Origin of the sequence: Apilactobacillus sp. EABW-1NA, from assembly GCF_030398685.1 — a bacterium.
Classification (GTDB): Bacteria; Bacillota; Bacilli; order Lactobacillales; family Lactobacillaceae; genus Apilactobacillus; species Apilactobacillus waqarii.
Genome location: NZ_JAPDKO010000003.1, coordinates 93,622 through 111,932 on the forward strand (window position 1 = coordinate 93,622; position 18,311 = coordinate 111,932).

Below are 18,311 nucleotides of genomic sequence, written 5' to 3' on the forward strand. Positions count from 1 at the left end.
AGGGGACTATTACTAATGATTTCATTTTTATGGGCTGAATCAGATAATCATATAATTGGTTTAAATGGTGGATTACCATGGCATTTACCAGCTGATATGAAGTACTTTAAGGAAACTACCACACACCAAATCATCATGGCAGGAAGAACAACATACGAAAGTTTTAAGCGTCCACTACCAAACCGTTTAAACACCATATTAACTAGTCATGATAAAAGTGAATATCCTAACGACGTTGTTGTCTTCAACACGTTAGACGAATTCCTATCTTTTGCTAAAAAGTTTAGTGATAAGGAAATTTTCGTTGTTGGTGGTGCTAAGATTTTTGCTGAATTACTTCCGTATGTTGATCGTTTATACAAGACCGTAATCGAACACGACTTTGAAGGTGATACTCAAATGCCAGAAATTGATTATAGTCAATTTGATTTAGTATCAACCAAAGAAGGAATCATTGATGATAAGAACATTTATCCATACCGTTTTGAAATATTTGAACGTAAATAAAATAATAAAGAAAGGTTATGGATTGCTACATAACCTTTTTTTATGGGGTGATTATTATGAAAAAAATATTTAAATTCATACTATTTTTGATTGTTGTATTTGGAATTGCCGGTGTGAGCTATCAGGTTTATTCAAACGTTAGACACAAGACCCAAATCACGAATGTTAACAAGAACAAAAAAGTATCCATTGTTGCGTTAGGTGATTCATTAACACAGGGAGTTGGTGACCCAAAAAAAGCCGGTGGCTATGTATCTAGAACTAAACAAGCATTGAATAAAAAGGGGTATAAGCACGTCACAACAGTTAACTATGGAATTGCTGGACAACGTAGTGATCAAATTGATAAGCGTGTTCAAAACAATGTTAAAGGCCTTTCAAATAGTTTGAAAAAGGCTAATATTATTGTTCTAACCGTTGGTGGTAACGACTTACTACAAAGCTTACAAAGTAACGCTTTAGTTGATGGGAAAGCTAACTTTAATAGTAGGATGAAGAAAGCTTCTATCACTTATCAAGCCAAAGTGAATAGATTAATGAATGATATCAGAAAAGAAAATAAAAAAGCACCAATCTACGTGTTTGGTATCTATAATCCAATTTATGTATACTTTGCAAACGTCGATGTGATTAATCAATACGTTAAGAAGTACAACCAAATTACTTCTGGTGTTGTGTTAAGAAGTAAAAAAGCACATTTTGTTGACATCACACCACTATCATATGGACAATATAAGAGTAAGGCCCAAAAAGAAAAGTTAGTCGAATCAAGCGATGAAGTAACTTTTAATCCGTTGGACATTTTAAAATTAGATGATACAAAGGGCGAGTTGAACAATTATATTTCCCCAGATGATCATTTCCATCCAAATGATAAGGGATATAATTACATGACCGACAGACTTGTATCACAATTATTTAGATTTAATGACTGGAATTAGAGGCAATTGTAATGGAAAAAGCAAAAGAGAAAAAACTATTTAAGTACCTATTCATTTTATTAGTACTTGTATTACTTGGTGGTGCATTCTATGCTTGGAAGCAAATGAATAGTGAAACCGTAAATCCACAAATGGGAACAGCATCAAAAAACAATACACCAATTAGTGTTAGTTTGAATAAAAAACAAATTAACGCATTATCAAGTTACTACCTAGAAAAGTTCGAAAAGAAAGAAAAAAACATGGATTACAAGTTCTGGGTAGACAAACAAGCATACGTTTATGGTAAGATTACCATCTTAGGTTCCAAAGTAGGATACCTATTAAGTTTGGATCCACACCTATTAAGTAATGGTGATGTGGAATTAACCGCAAGTAAGCTTGAAGTTGGTAAGTTAAACGTACCACCTCGTTTTGTAATTGGTTATGTTGGTAAGCATTACAACATTCCAAAGTGGGTCGAATTAGATAGTAAGAACAGTCGAATCATTTTGCATGTCAACAAATTAGGTGGTAAGAAGGAACTTTCATATCAAGCTAATAAAATTGATATGAATGGTGACGGTGACTTTGAATTTAAAGTCTTAATTCCTAATCAATAAAGGAGCAACTATGAAAAGTTTTTACCAGTATTTAATGACTGAACGTAATCCTAAGAGTACCGAAGCCGTTGCTCAATTTGCAAATAACGCATTTTACGATCAATCATTTCCCAAGCAATCTACTGATTATGATGAAATTTCAGAATACTTGGAAGAAAATGCTAGTTATCTACCAAGTATGACAATTTTTGATGATGCTTGGATGGATTTTCAAAATAGTAAACACTAAAGAAATGAACCTATGAATTTAGGTTCATTTTTTGGTGAGTAGTATAGTACAATTAATATATATAAGTTAGGAGCGGATAAAATATGATTCAATGGTTTCCAGGACATATGGCGAAAGCAATTGGTCAATTTGAAGAAAATATTCATTTAGTAGATATTGTATTTGAACTGGTGGATGCAAGATGCCCATTTAGTTCAATCAACCCGGAAGTAGCAAGAATTAGTCAAGGAAAGCCTAGATTAATGATTCTTACAAAGGCTGATTTGGCAAACCCAAACATTACCAACCAATGGTTATCATACTTTAAGAATCAAGGATATGCAGCGATTGCAATTGATTCAAAGAAAAATACTACTGGTAAATACATCACCAAGGTTGTTAAGGATCTTTTAGCTGATAAGATTGATGATGCTAAGGAAAGAGGATTCGATAAAAAGGTTATTCGTGCAATTTGTGTTGGTGTTCCCAACGTTGGTAAGTCAACATTATTGAACCAAATCGTAAAGAGACGTGCTGCCCAAGTTGGTAACCGTGCCGGAGTTACCAAGGGTCAACAATGGTTAAAATCTAGTGACGAACTAGAATTATTGGATACCCCAGGGATTTTGTGGCCTAAGTTCCAAAATGATGACATTGCTAACAAGCTAGCGATGACAGGAGCAATTAAGGACAGCATTTACCACAGTGATGATGTTGGGTTGTTTGCTCTTCATTTCTTTAGAAACACTAATCCAAAAGAATTAATCGATCGTTACCATCTATCAGAAGATGATATGGAACTATCAGATGTTGATTTACTACTAAAGATTACTAAAAAAGTCGGCATGCAAGATGACTATGAAAGAGCTTCAATGAGAATTATTTTGGATTCCAGAAAAGGTAAGATTGGCCGCTTTACTTTAGATGATGTTAACAACCTATCTACAGAAGAGGAAGAATAAAAATGGCTGAATCAATCAAAGATATCAAAGAAATTTTAAAATCTGTTGATGATATAAATTCGGAACTACTGCAAAAATATAAAGATGATAGCAGAGTCGGCGTTCAAAAATTAATCACACAGCGTGTTAAACAGATTGAGAAAAGAAATCATGAGATAGAGAAATTTCACCAACGCTTAAAGTATGAACATGAATTTTGGAATGAAGGAATTAATGTCATTGCTGGAGTTGATGAAGTTGGAAGAGGACCACTGGCAGGACCGGTTGTGACATGTGCAGTGGTACTACCTCATGACTTTGATGTCTACGAAGTTAATGATTCAAAGCAACTTTCTGAAAAGAAAAGATATGAATTAGCTGAGCAAATTAAAGCTAAGGCAATTGACTATTCATATGGAATTGCTGATAACAAGTTAATTGATGATATTAATATTTATGAAGCAACTAGAGTAGCGATGAAAGAAGCGGTATTAGGGTTAAAAGAATTACCACAGGAAATCATCGTGGATGCAATGCAAATTGATGTTGATATCCATCAACTTAAATTGATCAAGGGAGATGCCAAGAGTGCCAGCGTTTCAGCTGCCAGCATCTTAGCTAAGACCTATCGTGATGACTTAATGAAACAATACGATAAGCAATATCCAGAATACGATTTTGCCAATAATGCCGGATATGGTACCAAGAAGCACTTAGACGCTTTGCACAAGTACGGTGCAACGCCAATTCATCGAAGAAGTTTTAAACCAGTTTCTGATTTATTGTAGTCACTTTTATCGTATATACCTTGTAAAACTGGAGGTATATATGAAAACAAGAGAATTATTATTAAAACTAAAATTAGCTAAGGGCATCAGTATTAAATCAGAATATCAATTTTATCAATGGCTTAAAAGCACTTATGACGTAATTCCTGACGAGTTAAATATAACTGCTGAAGAAATTTCAGAAACATTAATGTTATCTAAAAATAAATCAAAAACATTTATTAATTTCTATAATAGTGATAAATTAAATAGGGAACTTGATCATCATATAAATCATGTTAAATGGATAACCATTATAGATGACTTATATCCGGAGAATTTAAAAGAAGCATATTTGCCACCAATTGTGTTATTTTACTTTGGTGATTTAGGGCTTTTAGAAAATAAAGCATTAGCAATTGTTGGTTCTAGAAATAATACTGAATATTCAGTTGAGGTAATTAGGAGATTAATTCCTGATATTATTAGTAACCAAATAACGATTGTTTCTGGACTAGCCAAGGGAGTCGATAGATTGGCTCACTTGGCAGCAATTGCTAATCATGGTACAACTATTGCTGTGATTGGAACCGGTTTAGATCAATATTATCCACGAGAAAATGAATCGCTACAACGAACGATTGCTAAGAATCATTTGTTGCTAAGCGAATATCCAGTTGGTTGTCGACCAGCTAGGTATCATTTTCCGGAAAGAAATCGAATTATAGCTGGATTGGTACGCTCTGTACTGGTAACGGAAGCCAAGTATAGATCAGGTAGTTTAATCACCGCTAATTTAGCACTACAAAATAACCGAAACGTATTAGCAGTCCCAGGGAGGATTGATAGCGAATTATCGGTTGGTTGTAATGACTTAATTCAAGCTGGTGCCAAACCAGTAATTACTGCCAAAGACATATTAGAAGAATATAAATATTAATAATTAGCCTTTGGGAGATATTAAAAAAAAAATAAAATGACGAGGGATGTAAATGGCGACTACTACAAAATCAACAACAAAGAAAAAAAGACAGTCGGCAAAAAAGAAACTGGTGATTGTCGAATCTCCAACCAAGGCTAAAACCATTCAAAAATACCTAGGTAGAACCTACCGTGTTATCGCTAGTAAGGGTCACGTTAGAGATTTGCCAAAGAGTAAGATGGGTGTAGACGTCGACAACGATTTTGAACCTCACTACATCTCTATTCGTGGTAAGGGTGATACAATCAAGGAACTAAAGGCTGAAGCTAAAAAAGCCAAAAATGTTTACCTTGCATCTGACCCGGATAGAGAAGGAGAATCTATCGCATGGCATCTATCACACTTACTTGGTTTGAAAGAAGACGATAAGAATCGTGTTGCTTTCCATGAAATTACCAAGGATGCCGTTAAGGAAGCATTTAAGAACCCTCGAGAAATTGACATGAACTTAGTTGATGCTCAACAAGCTCGTCGTGTTTTAGACCGTTTAGTAGGTTATTCCATTTCTCCATTATTATGGAAAAAGGTTAAAAAAGGTCTAAGTGCCGGACGTGTTCAATCAATCGCTTTATGGTTGATTATCCAAAGAGAACGTGAAATCAAAGAATTCGTTCCAAAGGAATACTGGACCATTGACGCCGACATGAAGAAGGGTCGAGAAGCATTCAAGGCCAGCTTTTATGGAGTGAACGCTAAGAAGGCTGAACTAAACAGTAATGATGAAGTTCAAGCTGTGTTAGCTAAATTCGATAAGAGCAAACCATTTGAGGTTCAAAACGTTGTTAAAAAGGAACGTAAGAGACAACCTCAACCACCATTTACTACAAGTACAATGCAACAAGACGCCAACGTTAAGTTGAACTTCAAGACTGGTAAGACAATGATGGCTGCTCAACAATTGTATGAAGGTATCAATATTGGTAAAGATGGTAACCAAGGTTTGATTACTTACATGAGAACTGATTCAACTAGAATTTCTGCTTTAGCTAAGCACGAAGCATCTGAATTTATTCATGATAAGTACGGTGCAGAGTTTGCTGCAACTAAGCCAGTTAAGGGTAAATTGCCAGAAGGTGCTCAAGACGCCCATGAAGCAATTCGTCCAACTTCTGTTAAGAGAACACCAGCGAGCCTAAAGCAATACCTAACCAATGATCAATACAAGTTATACAACTTAATTTGGTCCAGATTCATGGCTAGTCAAATGACACCTGCTATCATGGACACCATGACAGTAGACATGGAACAAAATGGTGTTGATTTCAGAGCGAACGGTTCAAAGCTTAAGTTCGAAGGTTTCCTAAAGGTTTACAACAAAGGAAAAGAAAAGGACAATATTTTACCTGACCTAGCCAAGGGTGACGAAGTGAAGATGGCTAAGAACAATCCTGACCAACACTTCACTCAACCACCTGCTAGATATAGTGAAGCTAAGCTAATCAGAACACTTGAAGAAAACGGTGTAGGTAGACCATCTACCTTTGCGCCAACTTTGAGTACTATTCAAAAGAGATACTATGTTAAGTTAGTTGGTAGAAGATTCGAACCTACTGAATTAGGTGAAATCGTTAATAACATCATTGAAGAATACTTCCCTGATATCGTTAACATTGAATTTACTGCCGATCTTGAAAATAACTTAGATGAAATCGAAGAAGCTAAGCAAAACTGGGTTGAAGTTGTCGATAAGTACTTCAGACCATTTGAAAAAGAAGTTAAGAACGCCGAAAAGAACATGGAAGATGTTCAAATTAAAGACGAACCAGCTGGTTACAACTGTGAAGTCTGTGGTGCTCCAATGGTGATCAAGATGGGAAGATATGGTAAATTCTATGCTTGTTCTAGATTCCCAGATTGTAGAAACACCCAAGCTATCGTTAAAAAGATTGGCGTTACATGTCCTAAATGTAAGAAGGGCGATGTCATTGAACGTAAATCAAAGAAGAATCGAATTTTCTATGGATGTTCAAGATACCCTGAATGTGATTTTGTTACATGGGATAAACCAATCGGAAGAGACTGTCCTAAGGATGGTAACTTCTTGGTAGAAAAGAAGATTAAAGGTGGTACCCAAGTGGTATGTCCTAACGGTGATTACGAAGAAGCCGTACAAAAATAGTTAATAGCCCCTAAAGATTTAAAACTCTTAGGGGCTATTAGTTTAATAAGATAAGAGAGATAGCCAATGAAAAAATATCAAGATGAAGAATTAATTGAATGGTACATGGAATATCTAATCAATGAACGTCAATATTCTGATAACACAGCAATTGCTTATCAATCTGATATCAACGAATTTGTAAAAACATTAGCGGAAGAAGATCGCACCTTACAGCAAACTGATGATTTGGATGTTAGTAACTATCTTACGATTTTGAAGAAACGTGACGAAAGTAGAAATACCGTCATCAGAAAGATTTCATCACTTCGTTCTTTCTTCCATTTTTTGGAACGAAATGATGTCGTCTCACAAAATCCGTTTGATCAGGTGAACTTAAAGAAACATCCTAATCATTTACCTCGCTTCTTTTATCAAAAGGAACTATATGAGCTATTTGAAGCAGCCAAGCATGGTAAAAATGAGATGCTTAGCTACAGAAATTATGCAATTATTGAAATCCTATACGATACGGGGATGCGTGTAAGCGAATGTGTCAACTTACAGTTTAGCGATATCGATTTTGATAACCGTATTATCAAGGTAATTGGTAAGGGAAATAAACAAAGATACTTACCATTTGGTAACTATTTGATTAAGGCATTAAAGGAATATCAAACTAACTGTCGTGATTTATTAGTTAATAAGTATCACAAACACCATGATTATGTTTTCGTAAACCAATACGGTGACGAATTAACAAGTCGTGGAGTTGAATACATTTTAGATGAGATTGTTAAGCAAACATCTTTAACAACCAACATTCATCCACATATGTTAAGACATACGTTTGCTACTGAAATGCTTAATAATGGTGCTGATTTAAGAACAGTCCAAGAATTATTAGGCCACAGTAGTTTATCAACGACACAAATTTATACTCACGTTTCTAATGAGCATTTATTACGCGATTATAATAAGTTTTTTCCAAGATCTTAACATAACAATTGCATAATGAAAGCGCTTTATTGTAAAATGTAGTTATAAATTTGTTAGGGGGGAGACTATGATTAAAGCAATTAGTAATGAATACCTAAAAGTGAAAATTAATACGCATGGTGCTGAAATCAGCAGCGTTAAAAGTACTGATGGATTAGAATACATTTGGTCCGGAGATAAAAAGTATTGGGCTCGTCATGCGCCAATTTTGTTTCCAATTGTTGGACGTCTAAAGGATAATCAATATACTTATGACGGTAAGATTTATGAAATGGGTCAACATGGATTTGCGAGGGATATGGAATTCGATGTTTTAAACCAAGGTAGCGACTGGATTAATTTGCAACTTGTTAGTAACGAAGAAACTAAGAAGATGTATCCATTTGCTTTCAAACTAGTTATTCACTATGAATTGGACGATCATAAGTTGTCCACTAACATTAACGTGTTTAATACTGACACCAAAGAAATGTACTTTTCAGTTGGTGCCCATCCAGCATTCAACGTGCCATTGGTAAAGGATGGTAGTGAACAATATGACGATTATTCTGTTAAGTTCGCTAATAAAGGAACATATGACCAAATTCAATTTGATGTGCCATATGCTAACCTTGAAAAAGTTGAAAAAATAGAATTAGATCAACCAATTAAACTATCACATGAATTATTTTATGATGATGCTAAAGTGGTTGAAATTAAGAATAAAGAGTTTACAACTATTCTATCTAATGACGTTTCAGATCATGGAGTATCTATGACTGCCTATGATATTGAATATGGTGGATTATGGTCTGCAAAAAACGCACCATTCGTTTGTCTTGAACCATGGTGGGGAATTGCAGACGATGTTCATACAGACGGAAAGATTGAACATAAAGTCGGCATTAATAAAATTAGTCCAGACAAAAAGTTCACTGCTAAGTATGATTTATTATTTTTCTAAAAATATGTAATAAAAAAACACCTTTTTAAAAGGTGTTTTTGTTTTATCTATTTTGTTTTCCTGAATTACGTTTTCTCAAATCTTCATGGGTATCATGTTCTTCAACCGTTTCGATTTGTTCAGGTTCATCTGATGAATCTTCTTCTTCTACATCGTGTAAAATGACTTTTTCATCGTTTTGAGCTTGAGCAGCTGCTTGCGCTGCAACTTCTTCTCTAATCTTTGGACGGTACATGTTAATGATTAATGTTTGTAAACAAGCAAACAAACCACTAATGAAGAAGTAAATACCTAATCCAGCAGGAGCACTGAATGTTACCAACACAATCATGATTGGTGTGAAGTATGCCATCATCTTCATTTGTTTCTTTTGATCTTCAGGAAGACCTAAAGTCATCAAGTATCCTTGAAGGACATATGCTAAGAATGATAATACAACCAAGATTAGACTCTTATCACCAAGTTTTACACCTAAGAACATAGTGTGTGAAACTTCCGGTGAGAAACGAATTCCATTATATAAGGCAAGGTAAATTGGCATTTGAATGATTAATGGTAGACAACCAATACCACCGGCCATGCTAATGTTGTTATCCTTATATAGTTTCATCATTTCTTGTTGAATCTTCATTTGTTCTTCTTTAGAAGAAGCATTTTTTTGTCTTTCTTGAATTTCTTGCATCTTAGGCTTGATGAAACTCATCTTTTCTTGCATGATAGTAGACTTCTTAGTTTGACTAATCATTGCAGGAAGCAAGATCATTCTAACAATGATAGTTAAAATGATAATCGCCCAACCATATCCACCGAAGAATCTAGCGATAAAGTCTAGAATGTGTTGACCTGGTAGAGCAAGGTATTCATATGTAAGACCATATGGTTTACCGTTTGAATCCACACGTACACATCCTGATAAGACTAAAGCCATTACTACAATCAAAGATAGGGCACTGAATCTCTTTAATTTTTTCATTACAAAAAACCTTTCCTGTAAATTTCATTTACAATAATACCAGAAAATTGGAATTTTATCAGATAAAAACCCGAATTATTTTATTATAAACCCTTTATTGTGAATTTCATCGATATTAGTTATTTTCATACTATCTACTCGTCCATATGGTGTAGGTGAATCTTTAATTTCAGAAACGAATTCGTCAACAATTGATTCTTCACCGTTAACGTGAATCAAGACGCTGCCATCTGTTAAGTTTTGGACAAAACCGTTTAAATTCATTCTATCGGCGACTTTCTTGGTGCTGTATCTAAACCCAACACCTTGAACTCTTCCTAAAATGATGATTTCAATATTTTTATTGGTCATATTGATTCCTCCTTACTAAACAATAGTAACATATATGTTTTATTCGATTATTATGCTAAAATAATAGGAAAGATAATTAATTTAAAGGGGTCATATCCAGTAATGGAAAAAATTGTTTCTGCAAAAAATGAACGAGTAAAAAAATGGTCAAAGTTAAAAAACAAAAAGGGCCGTTTAAATAGTAACCAATACATTTTGGAAAGTTGGCATTTAGTATCTGAAGCGATTAATGCTAACCAAAAAGTTGAAGTAGTATTAACTACAAATAAGCAATATGAATTACATCAAAATGAAATTGATGCTTTTGACGGTGAGGTAATTGAAATTACTGATGATGTTTCAAAGGCATTGGGTTCAACATCAACTCCACAAGGAATCTTTGGAATTGTTGAATTGCCAAAAGAAGATCATTTTGATTCACTAGATATGAATGGTTCATGGCTTTTATTAGACCAAATTCAAGATCCAGGTAACATTGGAACAATGGTTAGAACTGCAGATGCTGCCGGATTTGATGGTGTTATCTTTGGTGAAGGAACATCCAGTCAATTTAATCCAAAGGTTTTACGTTCAATGCAAGGTAGTCAATTTCATTTGAAGTTACTGGAAGGTGATTTACTTGATTGGATTGGCAAGTTTAAGGAAAATGATGTGCCAGTTTATGGAACAGAATTAAATCCTCAAGCAGTGAGTTATGATCAGATTGAAAAACAAGATGCTTTTGCCTTAGTAATGGGAAATGAAGGTAATGGTATGCAAGATAAAATACTTGACCAAACCACTAAAAATTTATATATTCCTATCAAAGGAAAAGCAGAATCACTTAATGTAGCGATTGCTGCTGGAATCGCAATGTTCCATCTTAAAAAATAAATTATTGAGTTAGGAGATAGTATATTGAAAGAAGATGCATGGCGAAATGATAAAGAATATGTTAGCTATGTTTCTGATTTACTAAACAGTCCAGAAGTCTTGAGACTAGATAACTATATCCAACATCATTCATCAACCCGTTTACAACATTGTATTCATGTTTCATATGAAAGTTATTTAATCGCTAAGAAATTCGGTTTAGATGCTAAAGCTACAGCACGTGGCGGATTACTGCATGACCTATTTTTCTACGATTGGCGAGTAAGTAAGTTCCGCTTGGGTTCACATGCTTATATGCACCCAAGAGTGGCACTTAGAAATGCTGAAAAAATAACTAAGCTAGATGATAAGGAAAGAGATATTATCACTAAGCATATGTGGGGATTAACTTTAACAAAGCCTAAATATGCTGAAAGTGTGATTGTATCGCTTATCGATGATTACGATGCTATTCGAGAATATTTTGCGCCAAAATACCAAAATTTAAAAAACAAAATTAAAAATAGACACTATAAAAAGGAGGTTAGTTCATGGCAAAAGAAAGTCAAATGAGCACCACAATCGATTTTCATTTGTGTCCTAAGTTTGAACAAACTTTTCAAATGCTAGGCAAGAAATGGAATGGTTTAATTATTGAAACACTATTGGTAAATGGACCACAACGTTTCAAATGTATCGCAAACGTAGTTTCTAAGTGCAGTGATCGTGTGTTAGTTGAAAGACTAAAGGAACTTGAAGAAGACGGTATCATTACTCGTAAAACTTTTTGCGATTCTTCATTAATTCAATATGAATTAACTGAAAAAGGAGAAGCATTGGGTCCAATCATGGAACAAATTCATGACTGGTCAGATCAATGGTGTGATATTAACGATTAGCCTTGACCGACTAATGTTTTTAAGATATTATTTAGTTAAATGTGTTGAAGAAAAATTAGTAGGCGACAAACAATACAGAAAGACTGCATTTGATGAGAGTAGTCACAAGTCAGCTGAATTCATTTTCTGAACTGATATTGGGAGTTACAATTAACGAAAAATAATCCGGTATTCCACCGTTATGGATTTTGAGTGTATGAATTGCGAACCGCAATTTATAAACTAGGGTGGTACCGCGAAGCTTCGTCCCTTTTGGGATGAGGCTTTTTTTGTTGAAATGAGAGGAGAATACTATGTCATTAAAAGATGATTTAACCAAGTTGCGTGATGATGGAATTGCTCAAATCAATCAAGCAACCGACGTTAACGAAATTACTAAAGAAATTAAAGTTAATTTACTTGGTAAAAAAGGTCCAATTACTCAGGCATTAAGAGGTATTAAGGACTTACCAGTTGAAAAAAGACCTGAAGTTGGTAGCTATGCCAACGAAATCAGAGATGAAATTCAAAATGCTTTGGATGCAAAGCTAACAGAATTAGAAAACAAGGCCTTAGAAGCACAACTAGTTGCTGAAAAGATTGATGTTACTCTTCCAAGTACTCCAGTGGCTAAGGGACATCCACATGTTATCCAATCAATCATTGATGAAATATGTGATATGTTCATCGGTATGGGTTACGAAGTTAAAAGTGGTCCAGAAGTAGAAGAAGACAAGTATAACTTTGAAATGATGAACCTACCAAAGGATCATCCAGCCAGAGATATGCAAGATACTTTCTACATTACTAAAGAAATCTTGATGAGAACTCAAACCTCTCCTATGCAAGCAAGAACTCTTGAAAAACACGACTTCAGTAAGGGTCCATTGAAGATGATTTCACCAGGTGTCGTATACAGACGTGATACTGATGATCCTACTCATTCACACCAATTCCACCAAGTAGAAGGAATCGTGATTGATAAGAACATTACAATGGGTGACTTAAAGGGAACTCTTGAATACCTACTACACCAATTATTTGGTAACAAGTACGATATTCGTTTGAGACCAAGTTACTTCCCATTCACTGAACCATCAGTTGAAGCAGATGTTACTTGTTTCAAGTGTGATGGTAAGGGTTGTGATGTATGTAAGCACTCAGGATGGATTGAAGTTCTAGGTGCCGGAATGGTACATCCAAACGTATTGAAGATGGCCGGTGTAGATGCTAACGTATATGGTGGTTTCGCATTTGGACTAGGTCCAGATCGTTTTGCAATGTTGAAATACGGTGTAGAAGATATTCGTGATTTCTACCTAAACGATGTTAGATTTTTATCGCAATTTAATTAAGGAGAGATACTAATGAAAATTTCATACAATTGGCTAAAGGAATACATTGACTTAGATATTCCTGCTGACGAATTAGCCGAAAAAATTGAACGTTCATCAGTCGAAGTTGACTCTGTTATCAAACCTAGCGATGGACTTAAAAAAATCGTTGTAGGTAAGATTGTGGAAATGGAAAGCCATCCAGATTCAGATCACTTACACATTTGCCAAGTTGATGTTGGTGAAGACGAACCAGTTCAAATTGTCTGTGGAGCTCCTAATGCTCAAGTAGGCAAGAATGTTATTACAGCATTATCTGGTGCCAGAGTTGCTGATAACATGAAAATTAAAAAATCAAAGATGCGTGGAGTTCAATCCAATGGGATGCTTTGTGCACTAGATGAAATTGGTTACCCTAAAGATGTTGTGCCAAAGGAATGGGCCGACGGTATTTACTTCTTACCAGAAGATGCTACCTTGGGTGACGATGTTTACAAGTACCTTGGTATGGATGATGCACTAATTGATTTAGATGTAACTCCTAACCGTGGTGACATGCTAAGCATTTACGGTACTGTTCATGATTTAGCTGCTATCTACAACAAGCCAGCTAAGTTTGATTTAGATAAGGTTAACGAAACTTCAGATAAATTAACATCTGATCAAATCCAAAGTGATGTTAATGAGGAAATCGCTTGGACATACCTAAATCGTGTTGTTAATGATGTTGAAGTAAAACCAAGTCCACTATGGATGCAAGTTAGACTTTGGAATGCTGGAATTAAACCAGTCAATAACATCGTTGATATCACAAACTACTCAATGCTTAAGTTTGGTCAACCAATGCATGCTTATGACTTAGATAAACTTTCAGGCAATGTATCAGTTAGATACGCTAATGACGGTGAAAAGATTACTACTTTAGATGAAAACGAAGTGGAATTAGATTCAAACGATTTAGTAGTTGCTGATGACAACGGCCCAATCGCAATGGCTGGTGTAATTGGTGGTATGGACAGTTCAATTACTGCTGATACTAAGAACGTATTGTTCGAATGTGCTATCTTTGACCCAATTAAAGTTAGAAAAATGGCTAGAAAACACGTTATTCATACTGAAGCATCACAACGTTTTGAACGTGGTGTAGATCCAATGGCTGTTGAAGATGTTTTATCTTCAGCTAGTGAAATGGCTAGAGAAATTGCCAACGGTTCAGTTACTAGCGATGTGTTAGTTGGTAGCAAGTACGAAGCTAAGAAGGCTGTTATTGAAATCTCAGTTTCTCGTATTAACCATGTCCTAGGTATGGAATTAAGTGCTGCTGATGTGACAGATATTTTTGAAAGACTTGGTTTTGAAGTTAAGGCTACTGGTGATGATTTAGTTGTTACAGTTCCAACTAGACGTGGTGACATCCATATCCAAGCTGACTTAATCGAAGAAGTTGCTAGAATTTACGGATACGATAACCTACCAAGTACTTTACCAACAACTACTATGACAACTGGTGGTTTAAATGCTGAACAACAATTAATCAGAGACAGTCGTCATATTCTAGAAGGTTTAGGTTTAACTCATGCCATCTCATATGCTTTAACTACTGAAGAAAAAGCTAAGATGTTCATGATGGGTGAATCAGCACAAACTGATTTAAGTTACCCAATGAGCAGTGATCATACTACATTAAGAATGAACCTAGTTTCAGGACTATTAGATGACATTGCTTACAACAAGGCTAGAAAAGTTGATAACGTTGCCTTATACGAACAAGGACGTGTTTTCCATAAGGAAAATGCAGATGTTGTTAAACCAGATGAAATTGAACATTTAGCTGGTGCAATGACTGGTTCATTAGTTGATAATTCATGGAATCAACCTGCTAAGAACGTTGATTTCTTCCAAATTAAGGGAATTGTTAACGAATACTTGGAAACAATTGGTCTAAACGGTGAAATTAGCTATGTTGCTAACGAATCTTACCCAGAAATGCACCCAGGTAGAACTGCTGATATTTTTGTTCACGGTCACTATGTTGGTTTTGTGGGACAAGTTCATCCAAAGATTGCAAAGCAATTTAAGATTAATGAAACTTATGTCTTTGACCTAAACCTACAAACAATCATTGATTTACCTAAGAAAGAACAAAGCTACGAATTAGTTTCAAAATATCCTTCAATCAAGCGTGATATCGCAATGTTAATCGATAAGGATGTTGAAAACGATTCAATCGTTAAGGTAATTGAAAAACGTGGTGGAGCATACTTAGTAGATGTTAAGTTGTTTGACTTATACGAAGGTGAACATGTTCCTGAAGACAAGAAGTCATTAGCATATTCATTAACATTCCAAAACAAGCATGATACTTTGGTTGATGATGATGTAAATAATGCAATGGACAAAGTGCAAAGAAATCTTGAAAAAGAATTCAATGTAGAAATACGTTAATTTTTAAATGGAGGAAATGGATTTGAATGAAGAAAAGAACTCCAATGATTTCGAAAAGAAGCACACTAATTTAGGCAAAAAGATTTCACTAAGTATTATCGCCATCTTAATAGTTTTGGGAATTTTTATATTTATTCTTGGACATCAATACGTTAAAGAATCACTAAAACCATTGAATCCTAAGGATAAAGAATTAATTCAAGTTCAAATCCCAATGGGTGCTTCCGATAAGAAAATTGGATCAATCTTACAAGAAAGTAAAATTGTCAAAAGTGGTTTAGTATTCGACTATTTTGTTAATAGTCATAACTATTCTGGTCTAAAGGCGGGTTATTATGAACTTTCACCTTCAATGAGTTTGCAAAAGATTGCTGACAAGTTGAAAAAAGGTGGAACAGCTCAACCGCTACAAGGTAAATATGGTCGCTTGCTTGTTCGTGAAGGTGATAACATCGATGAAATTGCCCAATCAGTAGAACAAAGCAGTCAATATTCAAGTGCGGACTTCAAAAAGCTAATGAAAGATACTGATTTCTTGAATCAATTGAAGAAAAAATATCCTAAGCTTTTAGATTCAGCATTTAAGGCTAAGAATAGAAAGTATGTGTTAGAAGGATACCTATATCCAGCCACATACAATTCACAAAAAAATGTCACCTTGAAACAAATTGTTAACCAAATGGTAGCAAAGACTAATTATGAATTTAGTCCATATTTCAAGGAAATAAAGAAACAAAACCTAACAGTCGATGAAGCAATCACTTTGGCTTCATTTATTGAACACAATCATGTTGATAAAAAAGATCAAGAAAAGATTGCGGGAATATTATATAATCGTCTAAATAGTAATTTACCTCTTGAAGTGCAATCTTCTATTAGGTATGCTAATGGTAAAGTTTCTGGACAAAAACTTTCAAAGAAAGATTATGATGCTAATACCCCTTATAATTTATATAAGAATACTGGATTCCCACCTAGTGCGATTAATAACCCAACGGTTAAGTCACTAGATTCAATTTTGAATCCAAAGGATATGACTACTTTTTACTTAGCATATAGTGTTAATATGAATAATAAGAAGGTTAAGTATTATAATTCAGATAAAGATGTCGATGACTTAATCGGCAATGATAGTGTTATGAGATAAATCGGTTATGGAGAGATTATTATGGTAGAAAAGAAAAAGCGTCCCGTTGTTATTGGTGTTACTGGTGGTTCAGGTAGTGGTAAAACTACTGTTAGTCGTGCCATCTTTAACCAACTATTGGGTCATTCAATTATGATTTTGCAACAAGATTCTTACTACAAGGATCAATCACATAAGACAATGGCTGAAAGAGAAGAAACTAACTACGATCATCCATTAGCTTTTGATAGTGACTTATTACTAGAACATTTGAATAAGCTTCTAAACTATGAAGCAATTGAAAAACCGGTTTATGACTACACTAAATTAAATCGTAGTACTGAAACAGTTACTCAAGAACCACGTGATGTTATCATCTTAGAAGGAATCTTAATCCTAGACGACAAGCGTCTAAGAGATTTAATGGACATTAAGGTGTTCGTTGATACTGACGACGATATTCGTATTTTAAGAAGAATTCAAAGAGATACTAAGGAACGTGGTAGAACATTGGATGAAGTTATCCAACAATACTTGGAAACTGTTCGCCCAATGTACAACCAATTTGTTGAACCAAGTAAGCGTTACGCAGATATCATTGTTCCAGAAGGTGGTAAGAACCAAGTTGCGATTGATTTATTAACAACTAAGATTCAATCAATCTTGGTAAAACACGGTAACAACAAGGTATTCAATAATATTGATACAACAATCTAATTAATTTAAAGGAGAGTTTATAATGGCTAAAGATGAAAGCTACCCAATGACAGTCGAAGGTAAACAAAAACTTGAAGCTGAATTGGAAGATTTAAGATTAAATCAACGTCCACAAATCATTGAAAGAATCAAGATTGCCAGAAGTTATGGTGATTTATCAGAAAACTCTGAATATGAATCAGCTAAGAACGAACAAAGTATGTTAGAAAGCCGTATTACAACTGTAGAACACATGCTACAATACGCTGACGTTGTTGATAACGACGACGTTGAAAGTGATATGGTAAACGTTGGTAAGAAAGTTACTTTTAAAGAACTACCAGATGAAGACCCAGAAACTTACCAAATCGTTGGTGCTGCTGAAGCAGATCCATTGGAAGGTAAAATTTCAAACGATTCACCAATTGCTAAAGGTCTATTAGGTCACAAGGTTAACGATGAAGTAGTTATCGAAATCCCTGCCGGTGATATGAAAGTTAAGATTATTTCTGTTGAATAATTTTATAAAATAAAAAGGACTCTGACCTGAACCCCTAAAATTGGAAGATGGTTATGCTATTTTCTGGGAGGAATTGATCCGGTATTCAACCGGTGACATTCCTCCCAGTTTTTGTTTTATACGATAATTGTTGTAATAAGATATATAT

At 34.7% G+C, this 18,311-nt stretch carries 21 protein-coding genes and 1 other annotated feature; of the genes, 18 read left to right on the forward strand and 3 right to left on the reverse strand.

Going from position 1 to position 18,311, the window contains the following annotated elements; genetic code table 11:
* Positions 1 to 15 precede the first annotated feature (15 nt).
* The 10 genes from OEZ61_RS01630 (at position 16) to OEZ61_RS01675 (ending at position 8,988) form a co-directional block, all read left to right on the forward strand.
* Complete coding sequence (locus OEZ61_RS01630) at positions 16 to 507, forward strand: dihydrofolate reductase (RefSeq protein WP_034530816.1); 492 nt, start codon at positions 16 to 18, stop codon at positions 505 to 507.
* Between the two features lie 56 nt (positions 508 to 563).
* Positions 564 to 1,448, forward strand: a complete 885-nt coding sequence (locus OEZ61_RS01635; protein ID WP_263506448.1) for a GDSL-type esterase/lipase family protein — start codon at positions 564 to 566, stop codon at positions 1,446 to 1,448.
* A gap of 11 nt (positions 1,449 to 1,459) precedes the next feature.
* Positions 1,460 to 2,050, forward strand: a complete 591-nt coding sequence (locus tag OEZ61_RS01640) for a YpmS family protein (RefSeq protein WP_041152316.1) — start codon at positions 1,460 to 1,462, stop codon at positions 2,048 to 2,050.
* A gap of 10 nt (positions 2,051 to 2,060) precedes the next feature.
* Positions 2,061 to 2,279 (forward strand): YozE family protein, encoded by a 219-nt coding sequence (locus OEZ61_RS01645; protein WP_034530821.1) that lies wholly within the window; start codon positions 2,061 to 2,063, stop codon positions 2,277 to 2,279.
* Positions 2,280 to 2,362: 83 nt separating this feature from the next.
* Positions 2,363 to 3,220 carry a ribosome biogenesis GTPase YlqF gene (ylqF, locus tag OEZ61_RS01650; protein ID WP_290046720.1) on the forward strand — a complete coding sequence of 286 codons (858 nt, stop codon included), beginning with the start codon at positions 2,363 to 2,365 and terminating at the stop codon, positions 3,218 to 3,220.
* A gap of 2 nt (positions 3,221 to 3,222) precedes the next feature.
* Positions 3,223 to 3,987 (forward strand): ribonuclease HII, encoded by a 765-nt coding sequence (locus OEZ61_RS01655; RefSeq protein WP_041152314.1) that lies wholly within the window; start codon positions 3,223 to 3,225, stop codon positions 3,985 to 3,987.
* A 40-nt stretch (positions 3,988 to 4,027) separates the two neighbouring features.
* The gene (gene dprA, locus OEZ61_RS01660) at positions 4,028 to 4,906 is read left to right on the forward strand and encodes a DNA-processing protein DprA (protein ID WP_263506446.1); all 879 of its coding nucleotides are present in this window, start codon (positions 4,028 to 4,030) and stop codon (positions 4,904 to 4,906) included.
* 52 nt (positions 4,907 to 4,958) lie between these two features.
* A complete protein-coding gene (gene topA / locus OEZ61_RS01665; RefSeq protein ID WP_034530828.1) occupies positions 4,959 to 7,067 on the forward strand; it encodes a type I DNA topoisomerase in 2,109 nt (702 codons plus the stop codon).
* A gap of 66 nt (positions 7,068 to 7,133) precedes the next feature.
* Complete coding sequence (gene xerC, locus OEZ61_RS01670; RefSeq protein WP_057197882.1) at positions 7,134 to 8,045, forward strand: tyrosine recombinase XerC; 912 nt, start codon at positions 7,134 to 7,136, stop codon at positions 8,043 to 8,045.
* A gap of 67 nt (positions 8,046 to 8,112) precedes the next feature.
* Positions 8,113 to 8,988 (forward strand): aldose 1-epimerase family protein, encoded by an 876-nt coding sequence (locus OEZ61_RS01675; RefSeq protein ID WP_034530831.1) that lies wholly within the window; start codon positions 8,113 to 8,115, stop codon positions 8,986 to 8,988.
* A 43-nt stretch (positions 8,989 to 9,031) separates the two neighbouring features.
* Here OEZ61_RS01675 and yidC read toward each other — a convergent pair whose 3' ends face one another.
* Both yidC and OEZ61_RS01685 read right to left on the reverse strand, forming a co-directional pair.
* Positions 9,032 to 9,961, reverse strand: a complete 930-nt coding sequence (yidC, locus tag OEZ61_RS01680) for a membrane protein insertase YidC (protein ID WP_290046721.1) — start codon at positions 9,959 to 9,961, stop codon at positions 9,032 to 9,034.
* Positions 9,962 to 10,036: 75 nt separating this feature from the next.
* Positions 10,037 to 10,312, reverse strand: a complete 276-nt coding sequence (locus OEZ61_RS01685; protein ID WP_057197880.1) for an acylphosphatase — start codon at positions 10,310 to 10,312, stop codon at positions 10,037 to 10,039.
* A gap of 102 nt (positions 10,313 to 10,414) precedes the next feature.
* Here OEZ61_RS01685 and OEZ61_RS01690 point away from each other — a divergent pair, with 102 nt between their 5' ends.
* The 8 genes from OEZ61_RS01690 (at position 10,415) to greA (ending at position 18,163) form a co-directional block, all read left to right on the forward strand.
* Positions 10,415 to 11,185 (forward strand): RNA methyltransferase, encoded by a 771-nt coding sequence (locus OEZ61_RS01690; RefSeq protein ID WP_041152309.1) that lies wholly within the window; start codon positions 10,415 to 10,417, stop codon positions 11,183 to 11,185.
* 24 nt (positions 11,186 to 11,209) lie between these two features.
* Positions 11,210 to 11,737 carry an HD domain-containing protein gene (locus OEZ61_RS01695; protein ID WP_057197878.1) on the forward strand — a complete coding sequence of 176 codons (528 nt, stop codon included), beginning with the start codon at positions 11,210 to 11,212 and terminating at the stop codon, positions 11,735 to 11,737.
* Positions 11,716 to 12,063 (forward strand): helix-turn-helix domain-containing protein, encoded by a 348-nt coding sequence (locus tag OEZ61_RS01700; RefSeq protein WP_034530839.1) that lies wholly within the window; start codon positions 11,716 to 11,718, stop codon positions 12,061 to 12,063. Before OEZ61_RS01695 ends, OEZ61_RS01700 begins: the two co-directional genes overlap by 22 nt.
* A gap of 35 nt (positions 12,064 to 12,098) precedes the next feature.
* Positions 12,099 to 12,317 (forward strand) — a binding site (T-box leader).
* 39 nt (positions 12,318 to 12,356) lie between these two features.
* Positions 12,357 to 13,397: a phenylalanine--tRNA ligase subunit alpha gene (gene pheS, locus OEZ61_RS01705; protein ID WP_057197874.1), complete on the forward strand. Its 1,041-nt coding sequence runs from the start codon at positions 12,357 to 12,359 to the stop codon at positions 13,395 to 13,397.
* 12 nt (positions 13,398 to 13,409) lie between these two features.
* A complete protein-coding gene (gene pheT, locus OEZ61_RS01710; protein ID WP_263506444.1) occupies positions 13,410 to 15,821 on the forward strand; it encodes a phenylalanine--tRNA ligase subunit beta in 2,412 nt (803 codons plus the stop codon).
* A gap of 22 nt (positions 15,822 to 15,843) precedes the next feature.
* Positions 15,844 to 16,968, forward strand: coding sequence for an endolytic transglycosylase MltG (gene mltG, locus OEZ61_RS01715; protein ID WP_263506443.1), 1,125 nt, complete (start codon positions 15,844 to 15,846; stop codon positions 16,966 to 16,968).
* 21 nt (positions 16,969 to 16,989) lie between these two features.
* Positions 16,990 to 17,664, forward strand: a complete 675-nt coding sequence (udk, locus tag OEZ61_RS01720) for a uridine kinase (protein ID WP_034530846.1) — start codon at positions 16,990 to 16,992, stop codon at positions 17,662 to 17,664.
* Positions 17,665 to 17,686: 22 nt separating this feature from the next.
* Positions 17,687 to 18,163, forward strand: coding sequence for a transcription elongation factor GreA (greA, locus tag OEZ61_RS01725; protein WP_034530847.1), 477 nt, complete (start codon positions 17,687 to 17,689; stop codon positions 18,161 to 18,163).
* Between the two features lie 51 nt (positions 18,164 to 18,214).
* On the opposite strand, the gene OEZ61_RS08130 is transcribed toward greA, so the two are convergent.
* The gene (locus OEZ61_RS08130; RefSeq protein ID WP_080719905.1) at positions 18,215 to 18,307 is read right to left on the reverse strand and encodes an IS3 family transposase; all 93 of its coding nucleotides are present in this window, start codon (positions 18,305 to 18,307) and stop codon (positions 18,215 to 18,217) included.
* Between the last annotated feature and the right edge of the window lie 4 nt (positions 18,308 to 18,311).